This window comes from Hydrogenophaga sp. (assembly GCF_011390835.1).
Taxonomy (GTDB): domain Bacteria; phylum Pseudomonadota; class Gammaproteobacteria; order Burkholderiales; family Burkholderiaceae_C; genus Hydrogenophaga.
Genome location: NZ_JAABRQ010000017.1, coordinates 50,408 through 72,901, shown reverse-complemented (window position 1 = coordinate 72,901; position 22,494 = coordinate 50,408). Strand labels below are relative to the sequence as shown.

Annotated in this window: 23 protein-coding genes and 1 riboswitch; of the genes, 10 read left to right on the top strand and 13 right to left on the bottom strand. The window is 64.1% G+C overall.

Features of this window, described 5'->3' with window-relative positions:
* Positions 1-7: 7 nt before the first annotated feature.
* Genes glgC through GPT34_RS11595 form a run of 3 tightly spaced genes read left to right on the top strand, consistent with a single transcriptional unit; the run spans position 8 to position 5,269 of the window.
* Complete coding sequence (gene glgC / locus GPT34_RS11605; RefSeq protein ID WP_291012491.1) at positions 8-1,297, top strand: glucose-1-phosphate adenylyltransferase; 1,290 nt, start codon at positions 8-10, stop codon at positions 1,295-1,297.
* On the top strand, positions 1,294-2,778 hold the full coding sequence (gene glgA / locus GPT34_RS11600) for a glycogen synthase GlgA (protein WP_291012488.1): 1,485 nt from the start codon (positions 1,294-1,296) through the stop codon (positions 2,776-2,778). The genes glgC and glgA overlap by 4 nt, the downstream gene beginning before the upstream one ends.
* A 34-nt stretch (positions 2,779-2,812) precedes the next feature.
* Positions 2,813-5,269 (top strand): glycogen/starch/alpha-glucan phosphorylase, encoded by a 2,457-nt coding sequence (locus GPT34_RS11595; protein WP_291012486.1) that lies wholly within the window; start codon positions 2,813-2,815, stop codon positions 5,267-5,269.
* Between the two features lie 22 nt (positions 5,270-5,291).
* Here the strand turns inward: GPT34_RS11595 and tyrS are convergent, their stop codons facing one another.
* Positions 5,292-6,470 (bottom strand): tyrosine--tRNA ligase, encoded by a 1,179-nt coding sequence (gene tyrS / locus GPT34_RS11590; protein ID WP_291012542.1) that lies wholly within the window; start codon positions 6,468-6,470, stop codon positions 5,292-5,294.
* 261 nt (positions 6,471-6,731) lie between these two features.
* Here tyrS and GPT34_RS11585 point away from each other — a divergent pair, with 261 nt between their 5' ends.
* Positions 6,732-8,114 (top strand): M23 family metallopeptidase, encoded by a 1,383-nt coding sequence (locus tag GPT34_RS11585; RefSeq protein ID WP_363356801.1) that lies wholly within the window; start codon positions 6,732-6,734, stop codon positions 8,112-8,114.
* A gap of 83 nt (positions 8,115-8,197) precedes the next feature.
* Here the strand turns inward: GPT34_RS11585 and erpA are convergent, their stop codons facing one another.
* The 5 genes from erpA to rplM all read right to left on the bottom strand — a co-directional run bounded on the left by erpA (position 8,198) and on the right by rplM (position 10,741).
* Positions 8,198-8,563 (bottom strand): iron-sulfur cluster insertion protein ErpA, encoded by a 366-nt coding sequence (erpA, locus tag GPT34_RS11580; protein ID WP_291012484.1) that lies wholly within the window; start codon positions 8,561-8,563, stop codon positions 8,198-8,200.
* A gap of 105 nt (positions 8,564-8,668) precedes the next feature.
* Complete coding sequence (locus tag GPT34_RS11575; RefSeq protein WP_291012482.1) at positions 8,669-9,067, bottom strand: polymer-forming cytoskeletal protein; 399 nt, start codon at positions 9,065-9,067, stop codon at positions 8,669-8,671.
* A 27-nt stretch (positions 9,068-9,094) separates the two neighbouring features.
* Entirely contained in the window at positions 9,095-9,802 is a 708-nt protein-coding gene (locus GPT34_RS11570) for a DUF6776 family protein (RefSeq protein WP_291012479.1), read from the bottom strand.
* Between the two features lie 103 nt (positions 9,803-9,905).
* Positions 9,906-10,298 (bottom strand): 30S ribosomal protein S9, encoded by a 393-nt coding sequence (rpsI, locus tag GPT34_RS11565; RefSeq protein WP_066095514.1) that lies wholly within the window; start codon positions 10,296-10,298, stop codon positions 9,906-9,908.
* Positions 10,299-10,309: 11 nt separating this feature from the next.
* The gene (gene rplM, locus GPT34_RS11560; protein ID WP_291012473.1) at positions 10,310-10,741 is read right to left on the bottom strand and encodes a 50S ribosomal protein L13; all 432 of its coding nucleotides are present in this window, start codon (positions 10,739-10,741) and stop codon (positions 10,310-10,312) included.
* Between the two features lie 213 nt (positions 10,742-10,954).
* Here rplM and rlmJ point away from each other — a divergent pair, with 213 nt between their 5' ends.
* On the top strand, positions 10,955-11,869 hold the full coding sequence (rlmJ, locus tag GPT34_RS11555; RefSeq protein WP_291012471.1) for a 23S rRNA (adenine(2030)-N(6))-methyltransferase RlmJ: 915 nt from the start codon (positions 10,955-10,957) through the stop codon (positions 11,867-11,869).
* A gap of 18 nt (positions 11,870-11,887) precedes the next feature.
* Here the strand turns inward: rlmJ and GPT34_RS11550 are convergent, their stop codons facing one another.
* Positions 11,888-12,568 carry a CAP domain-containing protein gene (locus tag GPT34_RS11550; RefSeq protein WP_291012469.1) on the bottom strand — a complete coding sequence of 227 codons (681 nt, stop codon included), beginning with the start codon at positions 12,566-12,568 and terminating at the stop codon, positions 11,888-11,890.
* Between the two features lie 164 nt (positions 12,569-12,732).
* On the opposite strand from GPT34_RS11550, the gene paaA reads away from it, so the two are divergent.
* From paaA to GPT34_RS11525, 5 genes are read left to right on the top strand one after another with little or no spacing between them, the layout of a single operon-like run.
* Positions 12,733-13,755: a 1,2-phenylacetyl-CoA epoxidase subunit PaaA gene (gene paaA, locus GPT34_RS11545; protein ID WP_291012466.1), complete on the top strand. Its 1,023-nt coding sequence runs from the start codon at positions 12,733-12,735 to the stop codon at positions 13,753-13,755.
* Positions 13,752-14,051 (top strand): 1,2-phenylacetyl-CoA epoxidase subunit PaaB, encoded by a 300-nt coding sequence (paaB, locus tag GPT34_RS11540; RefSeq protein ID WP_291012464.1) that lies wholly within the window; start codon positions 13,752-13,754, stop codon positions 14,049-14,051. Before paaA ends, paaB begins: the two co-directional genes overlap by 4 nt.
* On the top strand, positions 14,051-14,908 hold the full coding sequence (paaC, locus tag GPT34_RS11535; protein ID WP_291012461.1) for a 1,2-phenylacetyl-CoA epoxidase subunit PaaC: 858 nt from the start codon (positions 14,051-14,053) through the stop codon (positions 14,906-14,908). The genes paaB and paaC overlap by 1 nt, the downstream gene beginning before the upstream one ends.
* Positions 14,909-14,927: 19 nt before the next feature.
* The gene (paaD, locus tag GPT34_RS11530) at positions 14,928-15,458 is read left to right on the top strand and encodes a 1,2-phenylacetyl-CoA epoxidase subunit PaaD (protein WP_291012459.1); all 531 of its coding nucleotides are present in this window, start codon (positions 14,928-14,930) and stop codon (positions 15,456-15,458) included.
* Positions 15,459-15,462: 4 nt separating this feature from the next.
* Positions 15,463-16,572 (top strand): 2Fe-2S iron-sulfur cluster-binding protein, encoded by a 1,110-nt coding sequence (locus tag GPT34_RS11525; RefSeq protein ID WP_291012456.1) that lies wholly within the window; start codon positions 15,463-15,465, stop codon positions 16,570-16,572.
* A gap of 16 nt (positions 16,573-16,588) precedes the next feature.
* Here the strand turns inward: GPT34_RS11525 and GPT34_RS11520 are convergent, their stop codons facing one another.
* The 6 genes from GPT34_RS11520 to ahcY form a co-directional block, all read right to left on the bottom strand.
* Positions 16,589-17,347, bottom strand: coding sequence for an alpha/beta fold hydrolase (locus GPT34_RS11520; protein WP_291012453.1), 759 nt, complete (start codon positions 17,345-17,347; stop codon positions 16,589-16,591).
* Positions 17,348-17,384: 37 nt separating this feature from the next.
* On the bottom strand, positions 17,385-18,662 hold the full coding sequence (locus tag GPT34_RS11515) for an aminotransferase class I/II-fold pyridoxal phosphate-dependent enzyme (RefSeq protein ID WP_291012450.1): 1,278 nt from the start codon (positions 18,660-18,662) through the stop codon (positions 17,385-17,387).
* 56 nt (positions 18,663-18,718) lie between these two features.
* Positions 18,719-19,132, bottom strand: coding sequence for a septal ring lytic transglycosylase RlpA family protein (locus GPT34_RS11510; protein WP_291012447.1), 414 nt, complete (start codon positions 19,130-19,132; stop codon positions 18,719-18,721).
* Positions 19,129-19,962 (bottom strand): methylenetetrahydrofolate reductase [NAD(P)H], encoded by an 834-nt coding sequence (gene metF, locus GPT34_RS11505; RefSeq protein ID WP_291012444.1) that lies wholly within the window; start codon positions 19,960-19,962, stop codon positions 19,129-19,131. The genes GPT34_RS11510 and metF overlap by 4 nt, the downstream gene beginning before the upstream one ends.
* A gap of 31 nt (positions 19,963-19,993) precedes the next feature.
* Positions 19,994-20,755, bottom strand: coding sequence for a TlyA family RNA methyltransferase (locus GPT34_RS11500; protein WP_291012443.1), 762 nt, complete (start codon positions 20,753-20,755; stop codon positions 19,994-19,996).
* 138 nt (positions 20,756-20,893) lie between these two features.
* The gene (gene ahcY / locus GPT34_RS11495) at positions 20,894-22,327 is read right to left on the bottom strand and encodes an adenosylhomocysteinase (protein ID WP_291012440.1); all 1,434 of its coding nucleotides are present in this window, start codon (positions 22,325-22,327) and stop codon (positions 20,894-20,896) included.
* Between the two features lie 76 nt (positions 22,328-22,403).
* Positions 22,404-22,492: riboswitch (S-adenosyl-L-homocysteine riboswitch) on the bottom strand.
* Positions 22,493-22,494: the final 2 nt, after the last annotated feature.

Below are 22,494 nucleotides of genomic sequence, written 5' to 3'. Positions count from 1 at the left end.
CTCGCCGATGGACCACAACGACCCATACCAGCTCGCACGCCGCACCATTGCCCTGGTGCTCGCCGGTGGCCGCGGTTCGCGCCTGCATGCGCTGACCGATCGCCGCGCCAAGCCGGCCGTGTATTTCGGCGGCAAGTTCCGGATCATCGACTTTGCGCTGTCGAACTGCCTGAACTCCGGCGTGCGCCGAATTTCGGTCCTCACCCAGTACAAGTCGCACAGCCTGCTGCGGCATCTGCAGCGCGGCTGGTCGTTCCTGCGCAGCGAGTTCAGCGAATACATAGACCTGCTGCCCGCCCAGCAGCAGATCGACGAGCACTCCTGGTACCAGGGCACGGCCGATGCCGTGTTCCAGAACATCACCATCCTGAGCGCTCAAAAACCCGACTACGTGCTGGTGCTGGCAGGCGACCACATCTACAAGATGAACTACGCCAATCTGATTGCCGACCACGTGAGCCAAGGCGCGCGCTGCACCGTCGCCTGCGTCGAGGTGCCACTGGCCGACGCGCAGGGGTTCGGGGTTATGACCATCGACGAACAACGGCGCATCGTGCGCTTCGACGAAAAGCCGCGCCATCCGCAACCCATGCCCGGGAGCACGGACCATGCACTGGCCAGCATGGGGGTGTACGTGTTTGACGCGGATTACCTGTACGAGCTGCTCAAGGCGGACTCTCAGCTAAGCGGCTCCAGCCGGGATTTCGGCAAAGACATCATCCCGGCGCTGGTGGCGCGCGGCGAGGCCGTTGCCCATCCATTTGGTCTGTCGTGCGTGAAAAGCACGCCGGACGCGCCTGATTACTGGCGCGACGTGGGCACCATCGATGCCTACTGGGCGGCTAACATGGACCTGACCCTGCCGCTGCCCGAGCTCGACATGTATGACCGCAGCTGGCCGATCTGGACCTTCCAGGAACAGCTGCCACCGGCCAAGTTCGTGTTCGACGACGACGACCGGCGCGGTATGGGCGTGGACTCGCTGGTCTCGGGAGGCTGCATCATCTCGGGCGCCTACCTGCGCCGCTCGGTGCTGTTCTCGCGCGTGCGCCTCCACTCTTACAGCCAGGTGGAGGAATCGGTCATCCTGCCCGATGTGCAGGTCAATCGCCACGTGCGTTTGCGAAAAACGGTGATTGACACCGGGTGCGTCATTCCGGCCGGAATGGAGATCGGGTTCGACGCCGAGGCCGACGCGCGAAATTTCTTTCGCACCGAACAAGGCGTGGTGCTGGTGACCCGCGACATGCTGGCGCGCGTGGCAGCTCCCACGCCATCTGCGGGAGAACCCGGGTGAAAGTGCTGTTCGCCTGCACCGAGCTGTATCCCTTGCTGAAAACCGGCGGCCTGGCCGATGTGGCTACCGCCTTGCCTACGGCCCTACAGGCAGAGGGCAACGAAGTGCGCCGCTTGCTGCCCGCCTTCGCCGCACTGCAGGCGGGCGTTGAAATCAAAGGGCCGGCACTGGCCTTGAGCGGCCAGGGCGGTCCAGCGCTGCTGGGGGAGATGCAGCCAGCGCCCCGGCTGCTGCTCGGACGCCTGGTCTCCACCGGTGAACCGCTCTACCTGCTCGATGCGCCCGCCCTGTTTCACCGGCCGGGTGGGCCTTACCTCGACCCGGACGGCCGCGAATGGGCAGACAACGCCGAGCGCTTCGCCCTGCTGAGTTGGGCTGCTGCGTGGCTGGCGCTGGGTGGCGACCCGGCGTGGCAGCCCGATGTGCTGCACGCCCACGACTGGCACACCGGTCTGGCGCCGCTGTACCTTCATTTGTCCCACGCACAGCCGTGTCCGCCCACCGTGTTCACCGTGCACAACCTGGCCTACCAAGGTCTGTTCCCGCTGAAGGCCGGACTGCATCTGGGCCTGCCGCCCTCGGTGCTGCAGGTCACCGGCGCAGAGTTCCACGGCCAGCTGTCGTTCATGAAGGCAGGTCTGCAATACGCGCAAGCCATCACAACCGTGAGCCCGCGCTACGCCGTGGAAATCACGACCCCCGAGCAGGGTTGTGGACTGGACGGTGTGTTGCGGGCACACCAGGGTCAGCTGCACGGCATTCTCAATGGCGTTGACTATGCGGTCTGGAACCCGGCAACCGATCCGCGCATCGAGCACCGCTACGACGCCAGTCACCTGGCGGGAAAAGCCCTCAACAAACAGGCGCTGCAACGGCAGTTCGGCTTGACGGCTCGGTCCGACGCCCTGGTGTTCGGCGTGGTGAGCCGCCTGAGCGAACAGAAGGGCCTGCACCTGCTGCACGAGGTGCTCGACGAGCTGGTGGCGCAGGGCGGGCAGCTGGTGGTGCAAGGTACCGGCGACCCTGGTCTGGTCGACGCCCTGCAGCAGGCCGCTGCGCGCCACCCGGGAGAGGTGGGCCTGCACCTGGTCTACGATGAGCCCACGGCCCACCGCATCGTCGCCGGGTCGGACGTGCTGCTCGTGCCCTCGCGCTACGAGCCCTGCGGCCTGACGCAGCTGTACGCCATGGGCTACGGTACCTTGCCACTGGTACACGCAGTGGGGGGTCTGGCAGACACGGTCACCGACGCCAGCCTAGAGAACCTAGACGATGGCACTGCCAGTGGTTTTATGTTCGACGAATTCACCAGCGCAGCGATGGCACGAGCGGTGCGCCGCGCCTTTGCCCTGCACCGGCGCCCCACTGACTGGACCGCCGCGCAGCGAAACGCCATGGCCTTGCGCTTCGACTGGCAACACGCAGCCCAGGCCTACCAGTCCCTCTTCTCGACGCTGATACCGCGCGCACCAGCGCCATGACCTTTCTCTATCCAGCCCACGACCTCGACCACCCATGAACCACCCCGCTGAACAGGACTTCGAATTCGACCACCCGACCAACACCGTGGTCGCGCTGCGCCGCTCCATCGCCAACCGGCTGGTGTACATGGTGGGCAAGGACGTGCAGTCGGCCACGCAGCGCGACTGGCTGTTCGCCATCTTCCACGCGGCCCGTGATCGCGTCATGGACCGCTGGCGCGAGACCCGGCAGGCTACCCACACCCAGGACCTCAAGCGCGTCTACTACCTGTCCATGGAGTTCCTGCCCGGTCGCATGCTCAGCAATGCCCTGATGGCCGTGGGCATACACGACGAGACCCGTGCGGCCTGCGCCCAGCTGGGCGCCGATTTTGACCAGCTGCTAGACCTCGAGGCCGACCCCGGCCTGGGCAATGGTGGCCTTGGCCGCCTGGCCGCCTGCTTCCTAGACTCCATGGCCACGCTCGGCCTTCCCAACATGGGCTACGGCATCCGATTCGACTACGGCATGTTCGCCCAGCGCATCGTCAACGGGCAACAGGTCGAAGAACCCGATGGCTGGCTGGAGGCGGGCAACCCGTGGGAAATCATGCGCCCGGAATTCAGCTACAGCGTGTGTTTCGGCGGGCGCCTCGACACCGGTAACGGCGGCGTGCAATGGATCGAGGCTGAAGAGGTGATCGCGGTTGCCTACGACTACGCAGTGCCCGGCTACGAACTGGGCTCGGTCTCCACGCTGCGCCTGTGGTCGGCCCGCGCCAGCCACGCCATCAACCTGGATGCCTTCAACAAGGGCGACTACATCCGCGCGATGGAGGCAAAGAACGCTTCGGAGAACGTCTCGCGCGTGCTCTACCCCGATGACAGCACCGAGCACGGTCGCGAGCTGCGCCTGCGCCAGGAATACTTTTTCGTCAGCGCCTCGCTGCAAGACCTGCTGCGCCGTTTTCTGCGCGACCACGGCAGCCTGGACCAACTGCCGGACAAGGTTGCGATCCACATCAACGATACCCACCCTGCCCTCGCCGTGCCCGAACTCATGCGGCTGCTGATCGACGTGCACCGTCTAACCTGGGACAAGGCCTGGTCGCTATGCACGCGCATCTTCAGCTACACCAACCACACACTGATGCAGGAAGCGCTGGAAACCTGGTCGGTCGACCTGTTCGGTCAAGTGCTGCCGCGGCACTTGCGCATCATCTTCGACCTCAACGCCCGCTTCCTAGCCGAGTTGCATGTCCGATTTCCGAATGACAACGATTTGCTACGCCGCATCTCGCTGATCGATGAGAACGGTCCGCGCCGCATCCGCATGGCCTACCTCAGTGTTCTGGCATCGCACCGGGTCAACGGCGTGTCAGCTCTGCACAGCCGCCTCATGGTGTCGACCATCTTTGCCGACTTCGCCCAGGTGTTCCCGGACCGTTTCTGCAACAAGACCAACGGCATCACGCCTCGGCGCTGGCTGGCCCAGGCCAATCCGCCACTGTCCGAGCTGATCGACTCGCGCATCGGCACCACCTGGCGGCGCAACCTGGATGAACTCGGCGCGCTGCGCGAGCTCGCCGCCGAGCCCGCTTTCAACAACGCATTCCAGCTCGCCAAGGCACAGAACAAGCGCAGGCTGGCCGAGCGCATTGCGCGTGAGACTGGCGTCGTCCTCAACCCTGAGAGCCTGTTCGACGTACAGGTGAAGCGCATGCACGAGTACAAGCGCCAGCTGCTCAACCTGCTGCACGTCATCACCCGCTACCACCAGATCCTGGCCAATCCGCACGACAACTGGATGCCGCGCTCCGTGATCTTCGCGGGCAAGGCCGCGTCGGCTTACTACATGGCCAAGAAGGTGATCCGGCTCATCAACGACGTGGCCCATGTGGTCAACGCCGACCCGCGGGTGGGTGACAAGCTCAAGGTAGTGTTCGTGCCCAACTACCGCGTGTCGCTGGCCGAGATCATCATTCCCGCCGCCGACCTGTCGGAACAGATTTCCACCGCCGGTACCGAGGCCTCGGGCACCGGCAACATGAAGTTTGCGCTGAACGGTGCGCTGACCATCGGCACCTGGGATGGCGCCAACATCGAGATTGCCGAGCAGGTCGGGGTGGACAACATGTTCGTCTTCGGGCTGCGCACCGAGCAGGTGGCCGCGGTGCGGGCCGCTGGCTATAGGCCGCGTCAGCACTATGAGGAGAGTTACGACCTGAGGCTCGCCATCGACCGCATCGCCGACGGCGCATTCTCACCTGCCGAACCGCACCGGTACCACGATCTGGTGGGCGCCCTGCTCGACTCCGACCACTACCTGCTGCTGGCCGACTACGCCGACTACGTCGCCACTCAGCACCAAGTCGATGCACTGTACCGGCGTCCCATTGAGTGGACCCGCCAGGCCATCCTCAACGTCGCGGGCATGGGGTTCTTCTCATCCGACCGAACCATCCGCGAATACGCCGATGACATTTGGAACGTGAAGCCCATTAGCCGCTGACGCCACAGGCCGCTGGCGTGCCTCACAACAACGTGACGCGCGCAAACTTTCGTTTGCCCACCTGCAACACACGGGTGCCGGCATCGAGCTTGAGACCCTTGTCGCTGATGACAGCCCCATCAATGCGCACACCCCCGCCGTCGATGAGCCGGTTGGCTTCGCTGGTCGAGGGCGCAAGGCCCGCGGCCTTGAGCAGTGCGCCAATACCCATGGGCGCTCCAGAGAAACTGAGCTCGGCGATGTCGTCGGGTATACCGCCCTTGCTGCGGTTGATGAAGTCCTGCTCGGCCGCATCGGCAGCCGCCGCGCTATGGAAGCGGGTAGTGATTTCCTTTGCCAGCGTCACCTTGACGTCCTTGGGGTTGCGGCCTGCCGCAACCTCCTGCCGAAGCCCCTCGATCGCATCCATCGACTGAAACGACAGCAGCGTGTACCAACGCCACATCAGCGTGTCTGAAATCGACAGCACCTTGGCGAACATGGTGTTGGCTGGCTCGCTGATGCCGATGTAGTTGTTCTTGCTCTTGGACATTTTTTCCACCCCGTCCAGGCCTTCGAGCAGCGGCATGGTCAGGATGCACTGCGGCTCCTGCCCGTACTCGGCCTGAAGGTGACGGCCCATGAGCAGGTTGAACTTCTGGTCGGTACCTCCGAGTTCCAGGTCGGCCTTCAGTGCCACCGAGTCGTAGCCCTGCATCAGCGGGTACAGAAATTCGTGCACGCTGATCGGCGTGCCCGCTTTGAAGCGATCGTGGAAATCGTTGCGCTCCATCATGCGGGCCACGGTGTACTTGGCCGCGAGCTGGATCATGCCGGCCGCGCCCAGCGGCTCGCTCCACTCGCTGTTGTAGCGGATCTCGGTGCGCGCCGGGTCGAGCACCAGACTGGCCTGCCGGTAGTAGGTCTGTGCGTTGGCCTGGATCTGCTCCGGCGTGAGCGGCGGGCGGGTGGTGTTGCGACCGGATGGGTCGCCGATCAGGCTGGTGAAGTCGCCGATCAGGAAAATGACTTGGTGGCCCAGGTCCTGCAGCTGCCGCAGCTTATTGAGCACCACCGTGTGACCGATGTGGATGTCCGGCGCGGTCGGGTCCAAACCCAGCTTGATACGCAGGGCGACACCGTCACGCTCGGCGCGGGCCAGCTTCTTGGCCCAATCGTCGTGCGGCAACAACTCTTCACAGCCGCGCAAGGTGACAGCCATCGCCTCGCGCACGCCGTCCGTCCAGTCCTCGTGGTCTGGCCCCTTGTGCTGAGAACTTTTGGCGTCTACTCGGGCCAGATTCATACGTGTATGTCCATATGCGGCAAACCCTGACCCCGGTACAATGGGAGGATATAACCGTGATTTTTGTGGGTGAGGATGCATTTTAGTGCGCTCCCCGTTGCCAGCAGGCAACAAGGCACGTTGTTCGCTGAACGCCGCGGCTCTGGTCCGCCGCTTCAACCCTTTGAACCTCACAGCGTGGCGCTGGCCACCTGCAGCCCGGACCCGATTTTGACGCAAGCCCTGTTCACCCAACTGGGAGCCATCGCCCAGGCAACCCGCCAAAGCCTCGGCCGTCACCCCCGCCGCATCATGGCTGGGTTGGGCGCGCTGTTGCTCGGCACCGGTGTGACCGCATTTGGCATTGCCCCTCTCGCACCCGACGCTTCTCGCCTGCCCGTGAGCCAGGTGGTGGAAACGCTGAGCATCGCCTCCTTTCCGTCCGACGCGTTGTCGGCCCAGGTGCCACTCACGCTGTACCGCAGCGACACGGTGCGCCGCGACGATACCGCCCAGTCACTGCTCAATCGCCTGGGTGTGGGCGATCGCGAAGCCGAAACGTTCTTGCGCAAGGACAAGACCGCTCAGCTGCTGCTGGCTGGCCGCGCCAGCAAGTTGGTGCACGTGGAAGCCAGTGACAGCGGCGAATTGCTGCGCCTCACCGCCCGCTGGTTGCCCAATGACGGACGCAATTTCAACCGCCTGGTGGTGGAGCGCACTCCCCAGGGCCTGAGCGCCCGGATGGAATCGGGGGAACTCACCGCCTCTGCCCGTCTGGCCAGCGGCACAATCCGCAGCTCGCTGTTTGCTGCCACCGACGCCGTCAACCTGCCCGACAACGTCGCGGTGCAGCTGGCCGAGATCTTTTCGTCTGACATCGACTTCCGGCGCGACCTGCGCCAAGGCGACCGCTTCAGTGTGGTCTACGAAGCCCTCGAGGCCGACGGCGAGCCGCTGCGCGCGGGCCGGGTGCTCAGCGCGGAGTTCATCAACAACGGGCGCGAGCACCAGGCGGTCTGGTTCGGTGGCGCAGGCCAGAAAGGCGCTTACTTCGGCTTCGATGGCCAGAGTTCACGCAAAGCCTTCCTAGGCTCACCGCTAGAGTTCTCCCGTGTCAGTAGCGGCTACGGTATGCGCTTCCACCCGGTGCTGGGCCGGAAAAAAGCCCATCTCGGCGTGGACTATGCGGCCCCCACGGGCACACCGGTGCGAACCATCGCCGACGGCGTTGTGAGTTTCGCCGGATGGCAGCGTGGCTACGGCAACGTGATCGAGGTCAGCCACCGCGACAAGAAATCCACCTTGTTTGCCCACCTCAGCCGCATCGATGTGAAAAAGGGACAGCGGGTAGAACAGGGTGACTTCATCGGTGCTGTGGGGTCCACTGGCCTTTCCACCGGTCCGCATCTGCATTTTGAGTTCCGCGACAACGGCGTGCACCAGGACCCGCTGGAAATCGCCCGCAAGAGCGAGAACATCCCGATCAGCCGCGCGTTACGCGGCGAGTTTGATACCGTGGCGCAGGAGCAGCGAGCAAAGCTGAGTGCCGCGGCCACCTTGCAACAGGCCAGCGCCGAGTGATCATTGGTCGGGCATATAGACAACCACCCACCAGAAAGGGAGCCAATGACTCCCTTTCTTGTGGGTGGTAGCGAGGCCTCAGATCAGGTACTGAAACTTGAACCGCAACCGCAGGTGCTGGTCGCGTTGGGGTTCTTGATCACGAACTGGGCCCCTTCAAGGTCTTCCTTGTAGTCGATCTCGGCGCCCACCAAGTACTGGTAGCTCATGGCGTCGATCAGCAGCGAAACGCCGTTCTTGGCCATTTCGGTGTCGTCTTCGTTCACCACTTCATCAAAGGTGAACCCGTACTGGAAACCCGAACAGCCGCCACCCTGCACAAATACGCGCAGCTTCAGGTCCGGGTTGCCTTCTTCGGCCACCAGTTCAGCCACCTTAGCCGCAGCGCTGTCGGTGAAGATCAGCGGAGCAGGCATCTCGGTGGGGATGTTTTCAGCCACAGCACTCATATTTGTCCTCGTCATCAAATGGATAAGCCACGGTCACAGGGCCGTAGCGTGCGGGATTTCTAACCCCCTGACGACCATGCTAGCTCAATTCCGGCGCCAGCGCACTCAGAGGTTGTTTGCCGCCAGCTTCAGTGTGGGTTTGTCCTCGAGAGCGCCAATCATGGGCTTGAGCTGCCCGGAAATCGTGGCGCCTTGGTGCATTTCCAGCGCCTTGTAGGACACATCGCCTTCGATCCGCGCCTTCGGTTGCAGCTCCAGCAGTTCGAATGCATGCACAGGGCCCTTTACGCGGCCATTGATGATGACGTGGTCCGCATGAATCTGTCCCGACACACTGGCCTCTTCGCTGACCACCAGAATGCTGGGCTGCTCATCGCTGGCACGGATATCGCCGACCACTTCCCCATCCACGCGCAAGCCATCGTGAAAGATCACGTTGCCCTCGATTCGCGTGCCTAGTGCAATCAGGCTCTTGATGGGGGGCTGTTTCTTCTTGCCGAACATGGGCGATTCTCCAGACAACGATGGAATCTACAGCTTGACGGTTTGAACCGACTTCACCACGCTGCCCTGCAGGATACGGGCAGTCACGGTTTTTACCACGGTCATGGGCGGCAGGTCGATCAGGCCTTCACGCCGAAGGTAACTCTTGATGACAACCGGTTGCGATCTTCCCGCACCTGCACTGGACCAGGGCTTGCCTTCCAGCGTGCCGGTGAGCGAGATCTCCAGCGTGCCCTTGAACTCGGGCGCATTCTTCTTGGCTTGGATCATCAGCGCCTGCCAACGCAATTGGCCTTCGGAGACCCGTTCCACCTGCAGGCCACGGATGTTGAGTTCATCGCTGCCCGTGCCAGGCATGAGGCGCTCAAAGAAACCCAGATCGCTGCGCAGCGCCTGGTTCTCCACTTCCAGCTGCCGCATCTGCAGCAAAAGCTGCTCCTGCGCCACCCTCTCCGCCGTCAACAGGCTCTCAGACGTGTTGGAGATCGACTGAGACTTGCCCAGCTCCTCTCGAAGCACCGCGACTTCGCTGCGCAGACTCGCCAGCTCCTGCTTGGCGTTGCGATCCAGACCGGCAATGTCTTTGCCAAACTCAAATGCCCACAATGCCAGCGCCCCCGAGAAGCCCAGCACCACCGCACCCAGCAACCAGCGGAACGGCCACGGCAGGGCACTGCGCACCGACACGCGCGGCGTGTTTTGCGCCAGACGCCTTCGGAGCAAGCGAAATCGCATTCAAAAGCCTTTCAATTTGCAAGCCAACGTAACCAAGGTCCTGAAAGCAAAAAACCGCCCCAAGCTGACTTGAGGGCGGCTTTTGCAGCAGGCAAACAGGCGGCTAGCGCTTGCTGAACTGCTTGGCGCGGCGTGCAGAACGCAGACCGACCTTCTTGCGCTCGACCTCGCGCGCATCGCGCGTCACGAAACCGGCTTGCGACAGCTCAGGCTTGAGCGTGGCGTCGTAGTCGATCAGGGCGCGGGTGATGCCATGGCGCACAGCGCCGGCCTGGCCGGATTCGCCACCACCGTGCACATTGACCATCACGTCGAAGGTATCGGCGTGGTTGGTCAGCAGCAGGGGCTGCTTGGCGATCATGATGGATGTCTCACGGCCGAAGTAGGCCTGGATGTCCTTGCCATTGACCACGATCTGGCCGGAGCCTTTTTTCAGAAACACCCGCGCGACGCTGGATTTGCGACGGCCGGTGCCATTGTTCCATTCACCAATCATTGCTGGCTCCTTCAGATGTCCAGCACTTTAGGCTGTTGGGCGGTGTGGGGATGCTCGGCACCGCCGTACACCTTGAGCTTCTTGATCATGGCGTAGCCGAGCGGGCCCTTGGGCAGCATGCCCTTGACGGCCTTCTCGATCGCGCGGCCCGGGTGCTTGGCCTGCATGTCGCGGAAGTTGGTGGCGTAGATACCGCCCGGGTAGCCGGAGTGGCGGTAGTAAATCTTGTCCAGGGCTTTGTTGCCCGTGACGCGGATCTTGGCCGCGTTGATGATGACGATGAAGTCACCGGTATCGACGTGAGGCGTGTAAATGGCCTTGTGCTTGCCGCGCAGTCGGAGAGCCACTTCACTGGCAACTCGTCCGAGGACCTTGTCGGTCGCGTCAATCACAAACCACTCGTGCGTCACGTCAGCGGGTTTGGCGCTGAACGTTTTGGTCATGAGTTTCTCTGAAGAGAGGGTTTGGCGGCTCTTTTCCACGGTCGGTGTTTCTCTGCTGGAAACCTCTTAGGTGGGGATTGATCCGCCGCATGGCGCCAGATCGACTTCGTCGCGGAGCCTATTTCGCTGCGAAGCCTTCCATTGTACGAAATTTCCCGGGGTCGAGGCAAGCGGCATGTGGTGAAGCAGCCATAACCGCTACCATGGCGGCCTATGTTCAGCTATCGCCATGCCTTTCATGCCGGCAACCACGGGGATGTGATCAAGCACACCACGCTGATTGCCACCCTGCGTCACCTCATGCAGAAAGAACCGGCAATCACCCTGGTAGACACCCATGCCGGGGCAGGCCTGTACCGGCTGGATGGCGACTATGCGGAAACCGGCGGCGAAGCCAAAGACGGTGTGGTCAAACTCATGGCGGCCTGCCGCCCGGCCCAGGGCACGCCGGTAACGGCCAGCCCTGCCCTGGATGACTACCTGGACCTGATCGCCAGCTTCAACCCTTCGGGCAGCCTGCGCGTCTACCCAGGATCGCCCTTTGTGTTGCACTCGCTGATGCGTACCGTCTCGCGCGACAGGCTGAAGCTGTTCGAGCTGCACCCGACCGACGGCAAGACGCTGGACGCCAACATCGCCCAGCTGGGAGCCGGCCGGAACATCACGGTGTTGCGTCAGGATGGCTTCGAAGGCCTCAAGCCACTTTTGCCGCCACCGCCTTCGGCCACCGGCTCCCGGCGTGCGCTCGTGCTGATCGATCCCAGCTACGAGATCAAGAGCGATTACGCGAAAGTGAGCGCCTGCATACAGGACTCACTCAAGCGCTTCCCGACCGGTACCTACCTGGTCTGGTATCCCGTCATCCCGCGTACCGAGGCCCATGACCTGCCCAAGCGCCTCAAGACCCTGAGCAACCAGGCCCAGCGCCCGTGGCTGAACGCCACCCTGGCGATTGGTCAGGACCCTACCCATGGTCCGGACGACCGACCTGGCCTCACCGCCAGCGGCATGTTTGTGATCAACCCGCCCCATACGCTCAAGCCGGCACTGCAGCAGGCGTTGACCATCCTGCTGGATGTGTTGGGCCGGGGGCGCGGCAAGGGGCAAAGCGTGGAGTCCGGCGGCTGATCGCTCGCCTCCAGCGAATCAGGGTCGGGCCAGCACCATGGTCCAGTAGCGCCCGTAGGTGGTACCCGATTGCTGCACACAGGCGACGGCCACGTCCTGGTAGCTGGGATTCATGATGTTGCGGCAATGGCCTTCGCTGGCCAGCCAGCCGTTCATCACGGTGGTCACGTCTCGTTGACCGGCGGCGATGTTCTCACCGGTGGCCCGCCAGACATAGCCCGCGGTGGTGACCCGGCTCGAAGCCGAGCGCCCATCCAGGCTGGTGTGGGAAAAATAGTTGTTGCTCGCCATGTCGCGCGAATGACCTTCTGCAGCAGCGAACAGGCGGGCGTTCCACGCCAGAGAGCTTGTTGGGGAAAAGGCAGTTGCACCGCAGCTGCGCCCGGCCGCACGGGCAGCGTTGATCTGGCGCAACAGGTCAGCCTGGAAGTTGGGCAGGTTGCAGGTGCTGTCAGGCGCCAGAACCGCCGAGGCGACGGGACTGGACGCCGCCGGCGTGGGTGAGGTGGTGGTGGCACTGACCGGCGCACTGCCCACGGTGCCGCCTGCGGCAAGGAGGGCCGCACTGCCAGCATCTCCGCCGCCACCGCATGCGGTCAGCCACCCCGCGGTCATGGCGAGAGCCACCAGAGTCAGGCGTTGCTGGCTGCGGGGTTGTGAAGGCGGTGTGGGCGGAGTGAGTTGGGTCAGGTGTGTCATGGCCGCCAATTTAAGGCCTGGCCAAGCCAGCAAGGTAAGCGATTGTGCTGGCCCGCTGCGCACCGTAAAAACCCTGAGCAATCGCCTGACAATTAGCCGACCGATCGGTCGGCTAATTGTCTATACTGCTTTTTCCGTCGCATTCCAGACGCAGGAGACCGCCCATGTACACGCAATCGTTCAGCACGGCCGATGCCGACAACAAGCCGGGGCCGCAGGCCGTGGTCGCGCCCATCAACGCCGAAACCGCCGCTTTGATGGCACATTTTGATGCAGTGATCGACGCCGACGGCAAGATCGAGCCGCGCGACTGGATGCCCGAGGCCTACCGCAAGACCCTGGTGCGGCAGATCAGCCAGCACGCCCACAGCGAAGTCGTCGGCATGCTGCCCGAAGGCAACTGGATTTCTCGTGCCCCCAGCCTCAAGCGAAAAGCCATCCTGATCGCCAAGGTGCAGGACGAAGGCGGTCACGGTCTTTATCTGTACAGCGCGGCCGAAACCCTGGGCACCAGCCGCGACCAGATGCTCGACGGGCTACACACGGGCAAGGCGAAGTACAGCTCCATCTTCAACTACCCCACGCTGAACTGGGCCGACATGGGCGTGATCGGCTGGCTGGTCGACGGCGCGGCCATCATGAACCAGATCCCGCTGTGCCGATGCAGCTACGGCCCCTACGCCCGCGCCATGATCCGCGTCTGCAAAGAAGAGAGCTTTCACCAGCGACAGGGCTACGAGGCCTTGCTGGTGATGATGCAAGGCACGGCCGAGCAAAAGGCTATGGTCCAGGATGCGGTGAACCGCTACTGGTGGAAATGCCTGGCCATGTTTGGACCACCCGACAGCGACAGCCCCAACAGCGCACAAGGCATGCGCTGGGGCATCAAGCGCATTTCGAACGACGATTTGCGGCAGAAATTCATCGACGCCACCGTGCCGCAGGCCGAGGTGCTGGGCGTGACCCTTCCCGACCCCGACCTGAAGTGGAACGAGGCCCGCGGCCACCACGATCACGGCGCCATCGACTGGGACGAGTTCTGGGCCACGGTCAATGGCCACGGCCCCTGCAACAAGGAACGCCTAGCCACGCGCGTGAAAGCTCACGAGCAAGGCCAGTGGGTGCGCGACGCCGCCCTGGCCCACGCGCGCAAGCAACAACAACGTCAACAAAAGGAGGCCGCATGACTGAACAACCCGCCCTCAAGGAGTGGCCGCTCTGGGAGGTCTTTGTGCGCAGCAAACAAGGCCTGGAGCACAAACACTGCGGCAGCCTGCACGCGAGTGATGCGACACACGCGCTGCAGATGGCGCGCGATGTATATACCCGGCGCCAGGAAGGCGTGAGCATCTGGGTGGTGCCCTCGAACACCATCACCGCCAGCGAACCCGACAGCAAGGACAGCTTCTTTGACCCGGCCGCCGACAAGATCTATCGGCATCCGACCTTCTACGAGATTCCGGACAAAGTGGGGCACATGTGATGGATGCACCCGCCAACGCGCCCGTGGACTATCTCTTGCACCTGGCCGACAACGCCCTGGTGCTGGGTCAGCGCAACGCCGAGTGGTGCGGTCACGGTCCCGTGCTTGAAGAAGACCTGGCGCTGGCCAACAACAGCCTGGATCTGATCGGCCAGGCTCGCCTGCTCTACCAGCACGCCGCCACGCTGATCAACGCCGACCCGGCCGAGGTGCAGCGCTTTGCCCACCTGCAAGGCGCGCGCCAGAATGGCCAGATCACCGAGGACACCCTGGCCTACTTCCGCGACACCGCTGAATTCCGCAACCACACGCTGCTCGAGCTGCCGCACCACGGCGCTCTGGTGGGTTATGCGGTCGCCGAACGCGACTACGCCACTACCATCGCCCGCAACTTTCTCTACAGCGCATTCATGGTCCTGGTCTGGCAACAGCTGCAGGCCTCCAGCGACGCGCAGCTGGCCGGCGTTGCGGCCAAGTCGCTCAAGGAGGTGCGTTACCACCTGAGCCACGCCAGCGACTGGCTGGTGCGTTTCGGCGACGGCACCGACGAGTCCCATGCGCGCGCCCAGGCCGCGCTGGATCACCTGCTGCCCTACTGCGAAGCCTTCTGGTCAGCGAACCCCGCCGAAGATGCCGCCGTGGCCAAGGGCGCCGGCGTGCGCGTGGCTGAGCTGCGCGACGACTGGAATGCCATCGTCCATGAAACCCTGAGCGAGGCGACGCTGCAACGCAGCGACACACAGCCGCACGTGGGCTACGTGGCCCAGGGCCATGTGGGACTGCATTCGGAACACCTGGGCTTTTTGCTGGCAGAAATGCAGAGCTTGGCACGCGCCCATCCACAAGCCGTGTGGTGAGTCCAGCCCCCGCCCTGACATGAACGCTGCTGCCACCTCCAGCACCGACCTGCAAGCCATCGAGGCGGCGCTGGAGCACCTGACTGACCCGGAGATCCCGGTGGTCTCCCTCGCCGAACTCGGCATCCTGCGCGGCGTGCGGCGAGGTGCAGACGGTGTGGCCGAGGTCGTGATCACGCCCACCTACAGCGGCTGCCCCGCCATGGGCCAGATCGAGGACGATGTGCGCGCCGCGATCAAGGCCATGGGACAGGAGGCGCGCGTGATCACCCAGCTCACACCCGCCTGGACCACCGACTGGATGAGCGACGCCGCGCGCGAGAAGCTGCGCGCCTACGGCATCGCCCCTCCCCAGTGCGGCAGCGCGGGCGATACCGCCGTGGGCACTGTGAAGTTCAGTCGGCACGCAGCCCGACGCGAAGCCGTGCCCTGCCCGCAATGCCGCTCGTGCAACACCACCGAAGTCTCACCCTTCGGTTCCACCGCCTGCAAGGCGCAGTATCGCTGCCTCGATTGCTTAGAGCCGTTCGACTACTTCAAACCCTATTGACGCCATGAGCACAGCATCCCCTCGCTTCCAAGACCTGGCCATCGCCCGCATCAGCCCCGAGGCCGCGGGCGCGGTGGCCATCACGCTGGCCGTGCCACCCGATCAGCGAGACACCTTCACCTTCAAGCCTGGCCAGTTCCTCACGGTGCGCGCCACCATCAAGGGCGCAGACGTGCGCCGCAGCTACTCGATCAGCAGCCCGGCCAGTCTGTTGACGCGCCGGGGTGAACTCACGCTGGGTATTCGGCCGGTGGAAAACGGTGTGTTCTCGAACTGGGCTGCGACCACACTGAAGGCCGGCGACACGCTCAGCGTCATGCCGCCCGACGGCCGTTTCACCGTGCACAAGCCCCGCGCGCTGCACCGCGTGGGCTTTGCCGCCGGCTCGGGCATTACACCCATCCTCTCCATCCTGGCCAGCACGCTGGAAGACTCGCCCGACGCCAAGTTCACCCTGGTCTATGGCAACCGCCGCATGGCCAGCGTGATGTTCAACGAAGCGCTGCAAGACCTGAAAGATCGCTACCCTGGTCGCCTCACGCTGATCCACGTGCTGTCGCGCCAGGCCCAGGAAGTGCCTTTGCTGCAAGGCCGTATCGATGGCGACAAAGTGCGCGAGATCATCGCCGCGCTGCTACCGGTGGGCAGCATGGACGAGGTCTTCATCTGCGGCCCTGAGGCCATGATCGAAGCCACGGAGCAGGCGCTGCTCGAGGCCGGCGTGCGCCCGGACCGGGTGCACACCGAGCGCTTCACATCGCCCACGCTGGAAGCGCTGCCCGCTGCTCAGCGCAAAGCAGCGGTGCTGGGTCACCCCGCGGTGCGCACCGACGGCGAGGTGGCCCTCACCGTGTTGCTCGACGGCAAGCCACACAGCCTGCGCATGAACAAGGACGAGCATGTGCTCGACGTGGCGCTCAATGCCGGGCTCGACCTGCCGTGGTCCTGCCGCGGTGGCGTGTGCTGCACTTGCCGCGCCAAGGTCATGGAGGGCAGCGTGCACATGGACAAGAACTTCACGCTTGAGCCTTGGGAGACCGACAAAGGCTTCGTGCTCAGCTGCCAGGCCCGCCCCACCAGCGACACCCTGGTCGTCAGCTACGACGAGCGCTGAACGTCAGCGCTGAACGTCAGCGCTGGCCCGCCAGCGCCGCCTCGTAATCGGGGCGACCGTCCAGCGTGTTGTGGCCGGCGCCGGCAATCACCACCACCTGCGCCACGCCCGGCGCAAAGCGACTCACCAGCGCATCGGAGCGCGCCCGGCGGATCACTTCGTCGCGCTCGGCGATGATCACCGTGGTGGGCACGCGCACCTGCGGCGCGCGGGCAGCGGCGTTGAACCGGTCTTGGATCAGCCAACGCACCGGAAACATCGCATACTGCTGCGCCGCCACCGCCTCGATGCTGTCGTAAGGCGTCACCAGCACCAGCCGCGTCAGGGGCCGCGCGGCCGCCAGCGACACCGCCAGACCACTGCCCAGGCTGCGCCCCACCACGGTGATGTCTGTCCGTTGACGCGCGACATGGTCGTACAGCGCCAGCGCATCCGCCTGCAAGGCCGCCTCGCTCGGGCTGCCGGTGCTGCGGCCATAGCCGCGATAGTGCAAGGCGTACACCGCATGTTCGGGAAAGCTGGCGGCCAGCTCTGCCAGGCTGGCCGACACGTCCTCGGCGTTGCCGCCGAAATAGAGCACGGCACGGGGTCCCTCGCGCTCGAGCACCGACACCTGCAACTCCGCGCCGGGCACGCTCAGGAGCAGGCTGGGCGTATCGACATGGGCTGGCTGCGGGAAATAGAGCAGCGAGCGCTGAAACACATAGAGTGCTGCGCACAACGCGACATACACCAGCGCTGCGCCGCCCAGCCAGGTCAACACGCTGCGCCACACGATGCTCTCCCATCTTCAGCGCTCGCGGCGCGCCCGATCACACCTTAGCCAGCGCCTGGTCCAGATCGGCCATCAGGTCGTCGATGTGTTCGATGCCGACCGAGAGGCGGACCATGTCAGCGCTCACCCCGGCCTTGGCCAGCTCGGTCTCATTCAGCTGGCGGTGCGTGGTCGAGGCCGGGTGGCAGGCCAGCGATTTCGCATCGCCAATGTTCACCAGGCGGGTGAACAGCTGCAGCGCATCCTGGAATCGTGCGCCGGCTTCGACCGGCTGGGAGGACTTAAGCCCGAAGCTGATGATGCCCGAGGCCTTGCCACCCATGTACCTCTTCACCAGCGCATGGTCTTTGTGGTCGGGCAGGCCGGCGTAATTGACCCAGCCCACCTTGGGGTGGTTCTTCAGGTGAGTGGCGATCTTCACCGCGTTCTCGCAGATCCGGTCCATGCGCAGTGCCAGGGTTTCGATGCCTTGCAGGATCTGGAATGCGTTCATGGGTGACAGCGCTGCGCCCATGTTGCGCAGGGGCACCACGCGTGCACGGCCGATGTAGGCCGCCGGACCGAGGGCTTCGGTATAGACCACACCGTGGTAGCTCACATCGGGCTCGTTCAGGCGCTTGAAGCGCGCCTTGTGCTCGGCCCAGGGGAACTTGCCACTGTCCACAATGGCGCCGCCAATGGTGGTGCCGTGGCCACCGAGGTACTTGGTGAGCGAGTGCACCACGATATCCGCACCGTGTTCGAACGGGCGGCACAAGTAAGGGCTGGGCACGGTGTTGTCCACCATCAACGGTACGCCGGCCGCGCGCGCCACTTTGGCCAGCGCACCAATGTCGGTCACATTGCCCAGCGGATTGCCCACCGATTCGCAGTAGATGGCTTTGGTGCGCTCGTCGATCAGCTTGGCGAACGATGCCGGGTCGCTGGCGTCGGCAAAACGCACTTCGATACCCTGCTGCGGAAAGGTGTGCGCGAACAGGTTGTAGGTGCCGCCATACAGCGTGGCGGCCGAAATGATGTTGTCGCCCGCCTCGGCGATGGTCTGGATTGCCGCCGTGATGGCCGCCATGCCCGAGGCCATGGCCAGCGCACCGATGCCGCCTTCGAGCGCCGCCACGCGGGCTTCTAGCACGCCGTTGGTCGGGTTCATGATGCGGCTGTAGATGTTGCCCGCCACCTTGAGGTCGAACAGGTCGGCGCCGTGCTGTGTGTTGTCGAACGCGTAGGCCACGGTCTGGTAAATCGGCACCGCCACCGCCTTGGTGGTGGGATCTGGCGTGTAGCCGCCGTGCACGGCCAGGGTTTCGAGTTTCATGGTGGGGTCTCCTAAAAATGGGGTTTGTCTGGGAGGATTGTGAGGGGTGGCAGGTTTCAAGGTCGCAACAAGACCACCGGCCCCACGCCCGCCTGCACCAGGTCGATAGCCTGCGCGGCTGCGCGGCTCAGGTCAATGATGCGCTTGCCGGTGAACGGCCCGCGGTCGTTGATGCGCACCTCGACTTCGCGTCCGTTGCGCGCGTTGCGAACCCGAACCCGGGTGCCGAACGGCAGACTGGGGTGGGCAGCGGTGAGTGCGTTCATGTCGAATCGCTCACCGCTGGCGGTGCGCCGGCCTTGAAATTTTTCGCCGTACCAGGACGCCAGACCGCGGGCGATCTCGCTCTCGCCATCGATTTCCCGCTCGGCAGGGGTGGACCCACTTGGCACGCGGCTGGGACTGGACGCACAGCCGGCCAGCACCAGGCTGGCCAGCCCGAGCGTGGCGAGCCGGCGCGACGGGCTCACGATGCCAGGCCCAGTCGGCGCACGATTTCCAGCGTGGCCGCGCTCTGGTTCATGCTGTAAAAGTGCAACCCGGGCACGCCGGCATTGCGCAGCTGGTCACACAGATCGGTCACCACGTCCAGGCCAAACGCCTTGATCGACGCGGTGTCGTCACCATAAGCCTGCAGGCGCAGCCGGATCCAGCGCGGAATCTCGGCCCCGCAGGCATCCGAGAAACGAAGCAGTTGCGACGAGCTGCTGATGGGCATGATGCCCGGTACCACGGGCACATCGGCACCCAGGTGGTAGGCGTCGTCCACGAAGCGGAAGTAAGCATCGCTGTTGTAGAAATACTGGGTGATGGCCGCGTCGGCGCCGGCCTTGACCTTGGCCACATAGGCCTGCACATCCGCCTCGGGCGACCGTGCCTGCGGATGCACCTCGGGGTAGGCCGCCACCTCGATGTGAAAGTCACGCCCGCTGTCTTCGCGGATGAATGCCACCAGATCGCTGGCGTGGTGGAACTCACCGCCCAGGCCATAGCCGCTGGGCAGGTCGCCACGCAAGGCCACCAGCCGCTTCACGCCCATGGCCTTGAGCGCGGCCAGCTGCTCGCGCACGCTGGCTTTGGTGGCGCCCACGCAGGAAAAATGCGACGCCGCATCCACACCTTCGGCCAGAATCTCGCCCACGGTGTCAAACGTGCCCTGCTGGGTGGAGCCGCCCGCGCCGTAGGTCACCGAGCAGAACTCGGGCTTGAGCGCGTAGAGCTGCTGGCGCACCGCCCGCAACTTGACGGTGCCTTCAGGCGTTTTGGGCGGAAAAAACTCGATGCTCAAAGGCAGGGCCATGGTGTTTCCTTGCTGCCCGGGGCGCCACGCCTCAGGCGCTGCGACTGGCCCAGACAAAAAACTCTCGGTTGCCATCACCACCGGTGATGGCGCTTTCAGAATAGTCTCGCAACACGAGCCCATGATCGGCGCAGGCCTGCTCGATTCGCTGGCGCACCAGCGCATAGCTCGCCGCGTCGCGCACCAGACCGCCTTTGCCGATGTGCTCGGGCTGCAATTCGAACTGCGGCTTGACCAGCATCAGCATGGCACCCTGGGCATTCAGCAGGGGCACAATCGCCGGCCACACCAGGGTCTGGGAAATGAACGACAGGTCCCCTACGATGAGGGGAAAGCTGGGATCCTGTACCCCCAGGTCCAGCAGCGTCTGCGCTGACAAATCACGCGCGTTGTGCTGCTCGATGCAGGTCACACGCGCATCGGCGCGCAGCTTCGGATGCAACTGCCCCTGGCCCACGTCCACGCCCACCACCGCCTCGGCACCGTGCTGCAGCAAGCAGTCGGTGAAACCACCGCTGCTTTGCCCCACGTCCAGACAGCGCAGTCCGGTCACGTCGATCCCGGTGAGCACCAGCGCGGCATCCAGCTTCAAACCACCGCGCGACACAAAGCGCGTTTCGGCCGAGTCGAGCAACTCCAGCGCAACGCCTCCGCGCAGATCCTCGCCATTCTTGGACACCACTTTCCAAGCGCCGTCGCCCTCGCGCCAGCGCACGCCGGACGCGATCAGCCGCTGCGCCTGAGAGCGCGTGGCGGCAAGACCGCGTTCGACAAGCAACTGATCAGCACGCATGCAGCGCACACCCTCACTTCACAGACGCGAAACGAGCGGCCCGAAGGCCGCTCGAACCCAGGGCGCCGCCGACCCGGCTTGGCCGGTCGGCCAGCGCCGCCCCCTGGGGGGTGACGCGAAGCGGCGCGGGGGGCTCAATCAATACCGATACGTATCGGCCTTGTAAGGGCCTTGCTTCGGCACGCCAATGTAGGCCGCCTGCTCGTCGGTGAGCTCGGTCAGCATGGCGCCCACCTTTTTCAGGTGCAGGCGCGCGACCTTTTCGTCCAGGTGCTTGGGCAGGGTGTAGACCTTGCCCACGTCGTAGCTGTCAGCGTGGCAGAACAGTTCGATCTGCGCAATGGTCTGGTTGGCGAAGCTAGACGACATCACGAAACTGGGGTGGCCGGTGGCACAGCCCAGGTTCACCAGGCGACCCTGGGCCAGCAGAATGATCTTCTTGCCGTCGGGGAACTTGATGTGATCGACCTGTGGCTTGATCTCGTCCCACTCGCACTTTTCCAGCGCAGCAACGTCGATCTCATTGTCGAAATGACCGATGTTGCAGACGATGGCCTGGTCTTTCATCGCGGCCATGTGCTCGTAGCGAATCACGTTCTTGTTGCCGGTGGCGGACACGAAGATATCGGCCTTGTCGGCGGCGTACTCCATGGTCACGACCTTGAAGCCCTCCATGGCGGCCTGCAGCGCGTTGATCGGGTCAATCTCGGTCACCCACACCTGGGCGCTCAAGGCGCGCAGAGCCTGAGCAGAGCCCTTGCCCACGTCACCGTAGCCGGCGACCACGGCGACCTTGCCAGCGATCATCACATCGGTGGCGCGCTTGATGGAGTCCACCAGCGACTCGCGGCAGCCGTACAGGTTGTCGAACTTGCTCTTGGTCACCGAGTCGTTGACGTTGATGGCGCGGAACATGAGCGAACCCTTGACCGACATCTCGTTCAGACGCAGCACGCCAGTGGTGGTCTCTTCGGTCACGCCGATGATCTGCGCACTCTTGCGGCTGTACCAGGTGGCGTCTTCCTTGAGCTTGGCCTTGATGGCGTTGAACAAGCAGGTCTCTTCTTCGCTGCCGGGGTTGGCCAGCAAGGAAGCATCTTTCTCGGCGCGCTTGCCCAAGTGCATGAGCAAGGTGGCGTCGCCGCCGTCGTCCAGGATCATGTTCGGGCCTTCACCGTCGGTGTTGGCGGCGCCGAATTCGAAGATGCGGTGGGTGTAGTCCCAGTAGTCGGCCAGGGTCTCGCCCTTGATCGCGAACACCGGCGTGCCTTTGGCGGCGATCGCGGCGGCGGCGTGGTCTTGCGTAGAGAAAATGTTGCAAGAGGCCCAGCGCACGTTGGCGCCCAGGGCTTGCAGGGTTTCGATCAGCACCGCGGTCTGGATCGTCATGTGCAGCGAGCCAGTGATGCGGGCGCCTTTGAGGGGCTGCTTGGTCGCGAACTCTTCGCGGATGGCCATCAGGCCAGGCATCTCGGTTTCGGCAATCTGGATCTCTTTGCGGCCCCAGGCGGCCAGGCCGATGTCGGCGATGATGCAGTCGGCGTTGACGGCTGAGGGAATGCGTGCGTTCATGGTGGTGCGCTCCATTGAAGGTTGAAAAACCCCAACTGGTGCAATCCACAGGCAAAAAAAAGCCCATCACACCAGAAGTGGATGAGCGTCGTTGCAAGATGAATCCGAGCCTCACGCTCCTCGCCTGACCGTGGTCAGGGGTGCGCTGCAACGCTCCTCGGAAGCGA

What these genes read in the sequence shown, in the direction of transcription:
- GPT34_RS11595 (WP_291012486.1), top strand. Translation starts at nt 2,813, where the DNA reads ATGAACCACCCCGCTGAACAGGACTTCGAATTCGACCACCCGACCAAC.
- paaD (WP_291012459.1), top strand. Translation starts at nt 14,928, where the DNA reads ATGAACGCTGCTGCCACCTCCAGCACCGACCTGCAAGCCATCGAGGCG.
- paaC (WP_291012461.1), top strand. Translation starts at nt 14,051, where the DNA reads ATGGATGCACCCGCCAACGCGCCCGTGGACTATCTCTTGCACCTGGCC.
- ahcY (WP_291012440.1), bottom strand. Translation starts at nt 22,327, where the DNA reads ATGAACGCACGCATTCCCTCAGCCGTCAACGCCGACTGCATCATCGCC.
- tyrS (WP_291012542.1), bottom strand. Translation starts at nt 6,470, where the DNA reads ATGGCTGTCACCTTGCGCGGCTGTGAAGAGTTGTTGCCGCACGACGAT.
- rlmJ (WP_291012471.1), top strand. Translation starts at nt 10,955, where the DNA reads ATGTTCAGCTATCGCCATGCCTTTCATGCCGGCAACCACGGGGATGTG.
- GPT34_RS11570 (WP_291012479.1), bottom strand. Translation starts at nt 9,802, where the DNA reads ATGCGATTTCGCTTGCTCCGAAGGCGTCTGGCGCAAAACACGCCGCGC.
- GPT34_RS11515 (WP_291012450.1), bottom strand. Translation starts at nt 18,662, where the DNA reads ATGAAACTCGAAACCCTGGCCGTGCACGGCGGCTACACGCCAGATCCC.
- GPT34_RS11525 (WP_291012456.1), top strand. Translation starts at nt 15,463, where the DNA reads ATGAGCACAGCATCCCCTCGCTTCCAAGACCTGGCCATCGCCCGCATC.
- paaA (WP_291012466.1), top strand. Translation starts at nt 12,733, where the DNA reads ATGTACACGCAATCGTTCAGCACGGCCGATGCCGACAACAAGCCGGGG.
- rplM (WP_291012473.1), bottom strand. Translation starts at nt 10,741, where the DNA reads ATGACCAAAACGTTCAGCGCCAAACCCGCTGACGTGACGCACGAGTGG.
- paaB (WP_291012464.1), top strand. Translation starts at nt 13,752, where the DNA reads ATGACTGAACAACCCGCCCTCAAGGAGTGGCCGCTCTGGGAGGTCTTT.
- GPT34_RS11500 (WP_291012443.1), bottom strand. Translation starts at nt 20,755, where the DNA reads ATGCGTGCTGATCAGTTGCTTGTCGAACGCGGTCTTGCCGCCACGCGC.
- metF (WP_291012444.1), bottom strand. Translation starts at nt 19,962, where the DNA reads ATGGCCCTGCCTTTGAGCATCGAGTTTTTTCCGCCCAAAACGCCTGAA.
- GPT34_RS11575 (WP_291012482.1), bottom strand. Translation starts at nt 9,067, where the DNA reads ATGTTCGGCAAGAAGAAACAGCCCCCCATCAAGAGCCTGATTGCACTA.
- GPT34_RS11550 (WP_291012469.1), bottom strand. Translation starts at nt 12,568, where the DNA reads ATGACACACCTGACCCAACTCACTCCGCCCACACCGCCTTCACAACCC.
- rpsI (WP_066095514.1), bottom strand. Translation starts at nt 10,298, where the DNA reads ATGATTGGTGAATGGAACAATGGCACCGGCCGTCGCAAATCCAGCGTC.
- glgC (WP_291012491.1), top strand. Translation starts at nt 8, where the DNA reads ATGGACCACAACGACCCATACCAGCTCGCACGCCGCACCATTGCCCTG.
- erpA (WP_291012484.1), bottom strand. Translation starts at nt 8,563, where the DNA reads ATGAGTGCTGTGGCTGAAAACATCCCCACCGAGATGCCTGCTCCGCTG.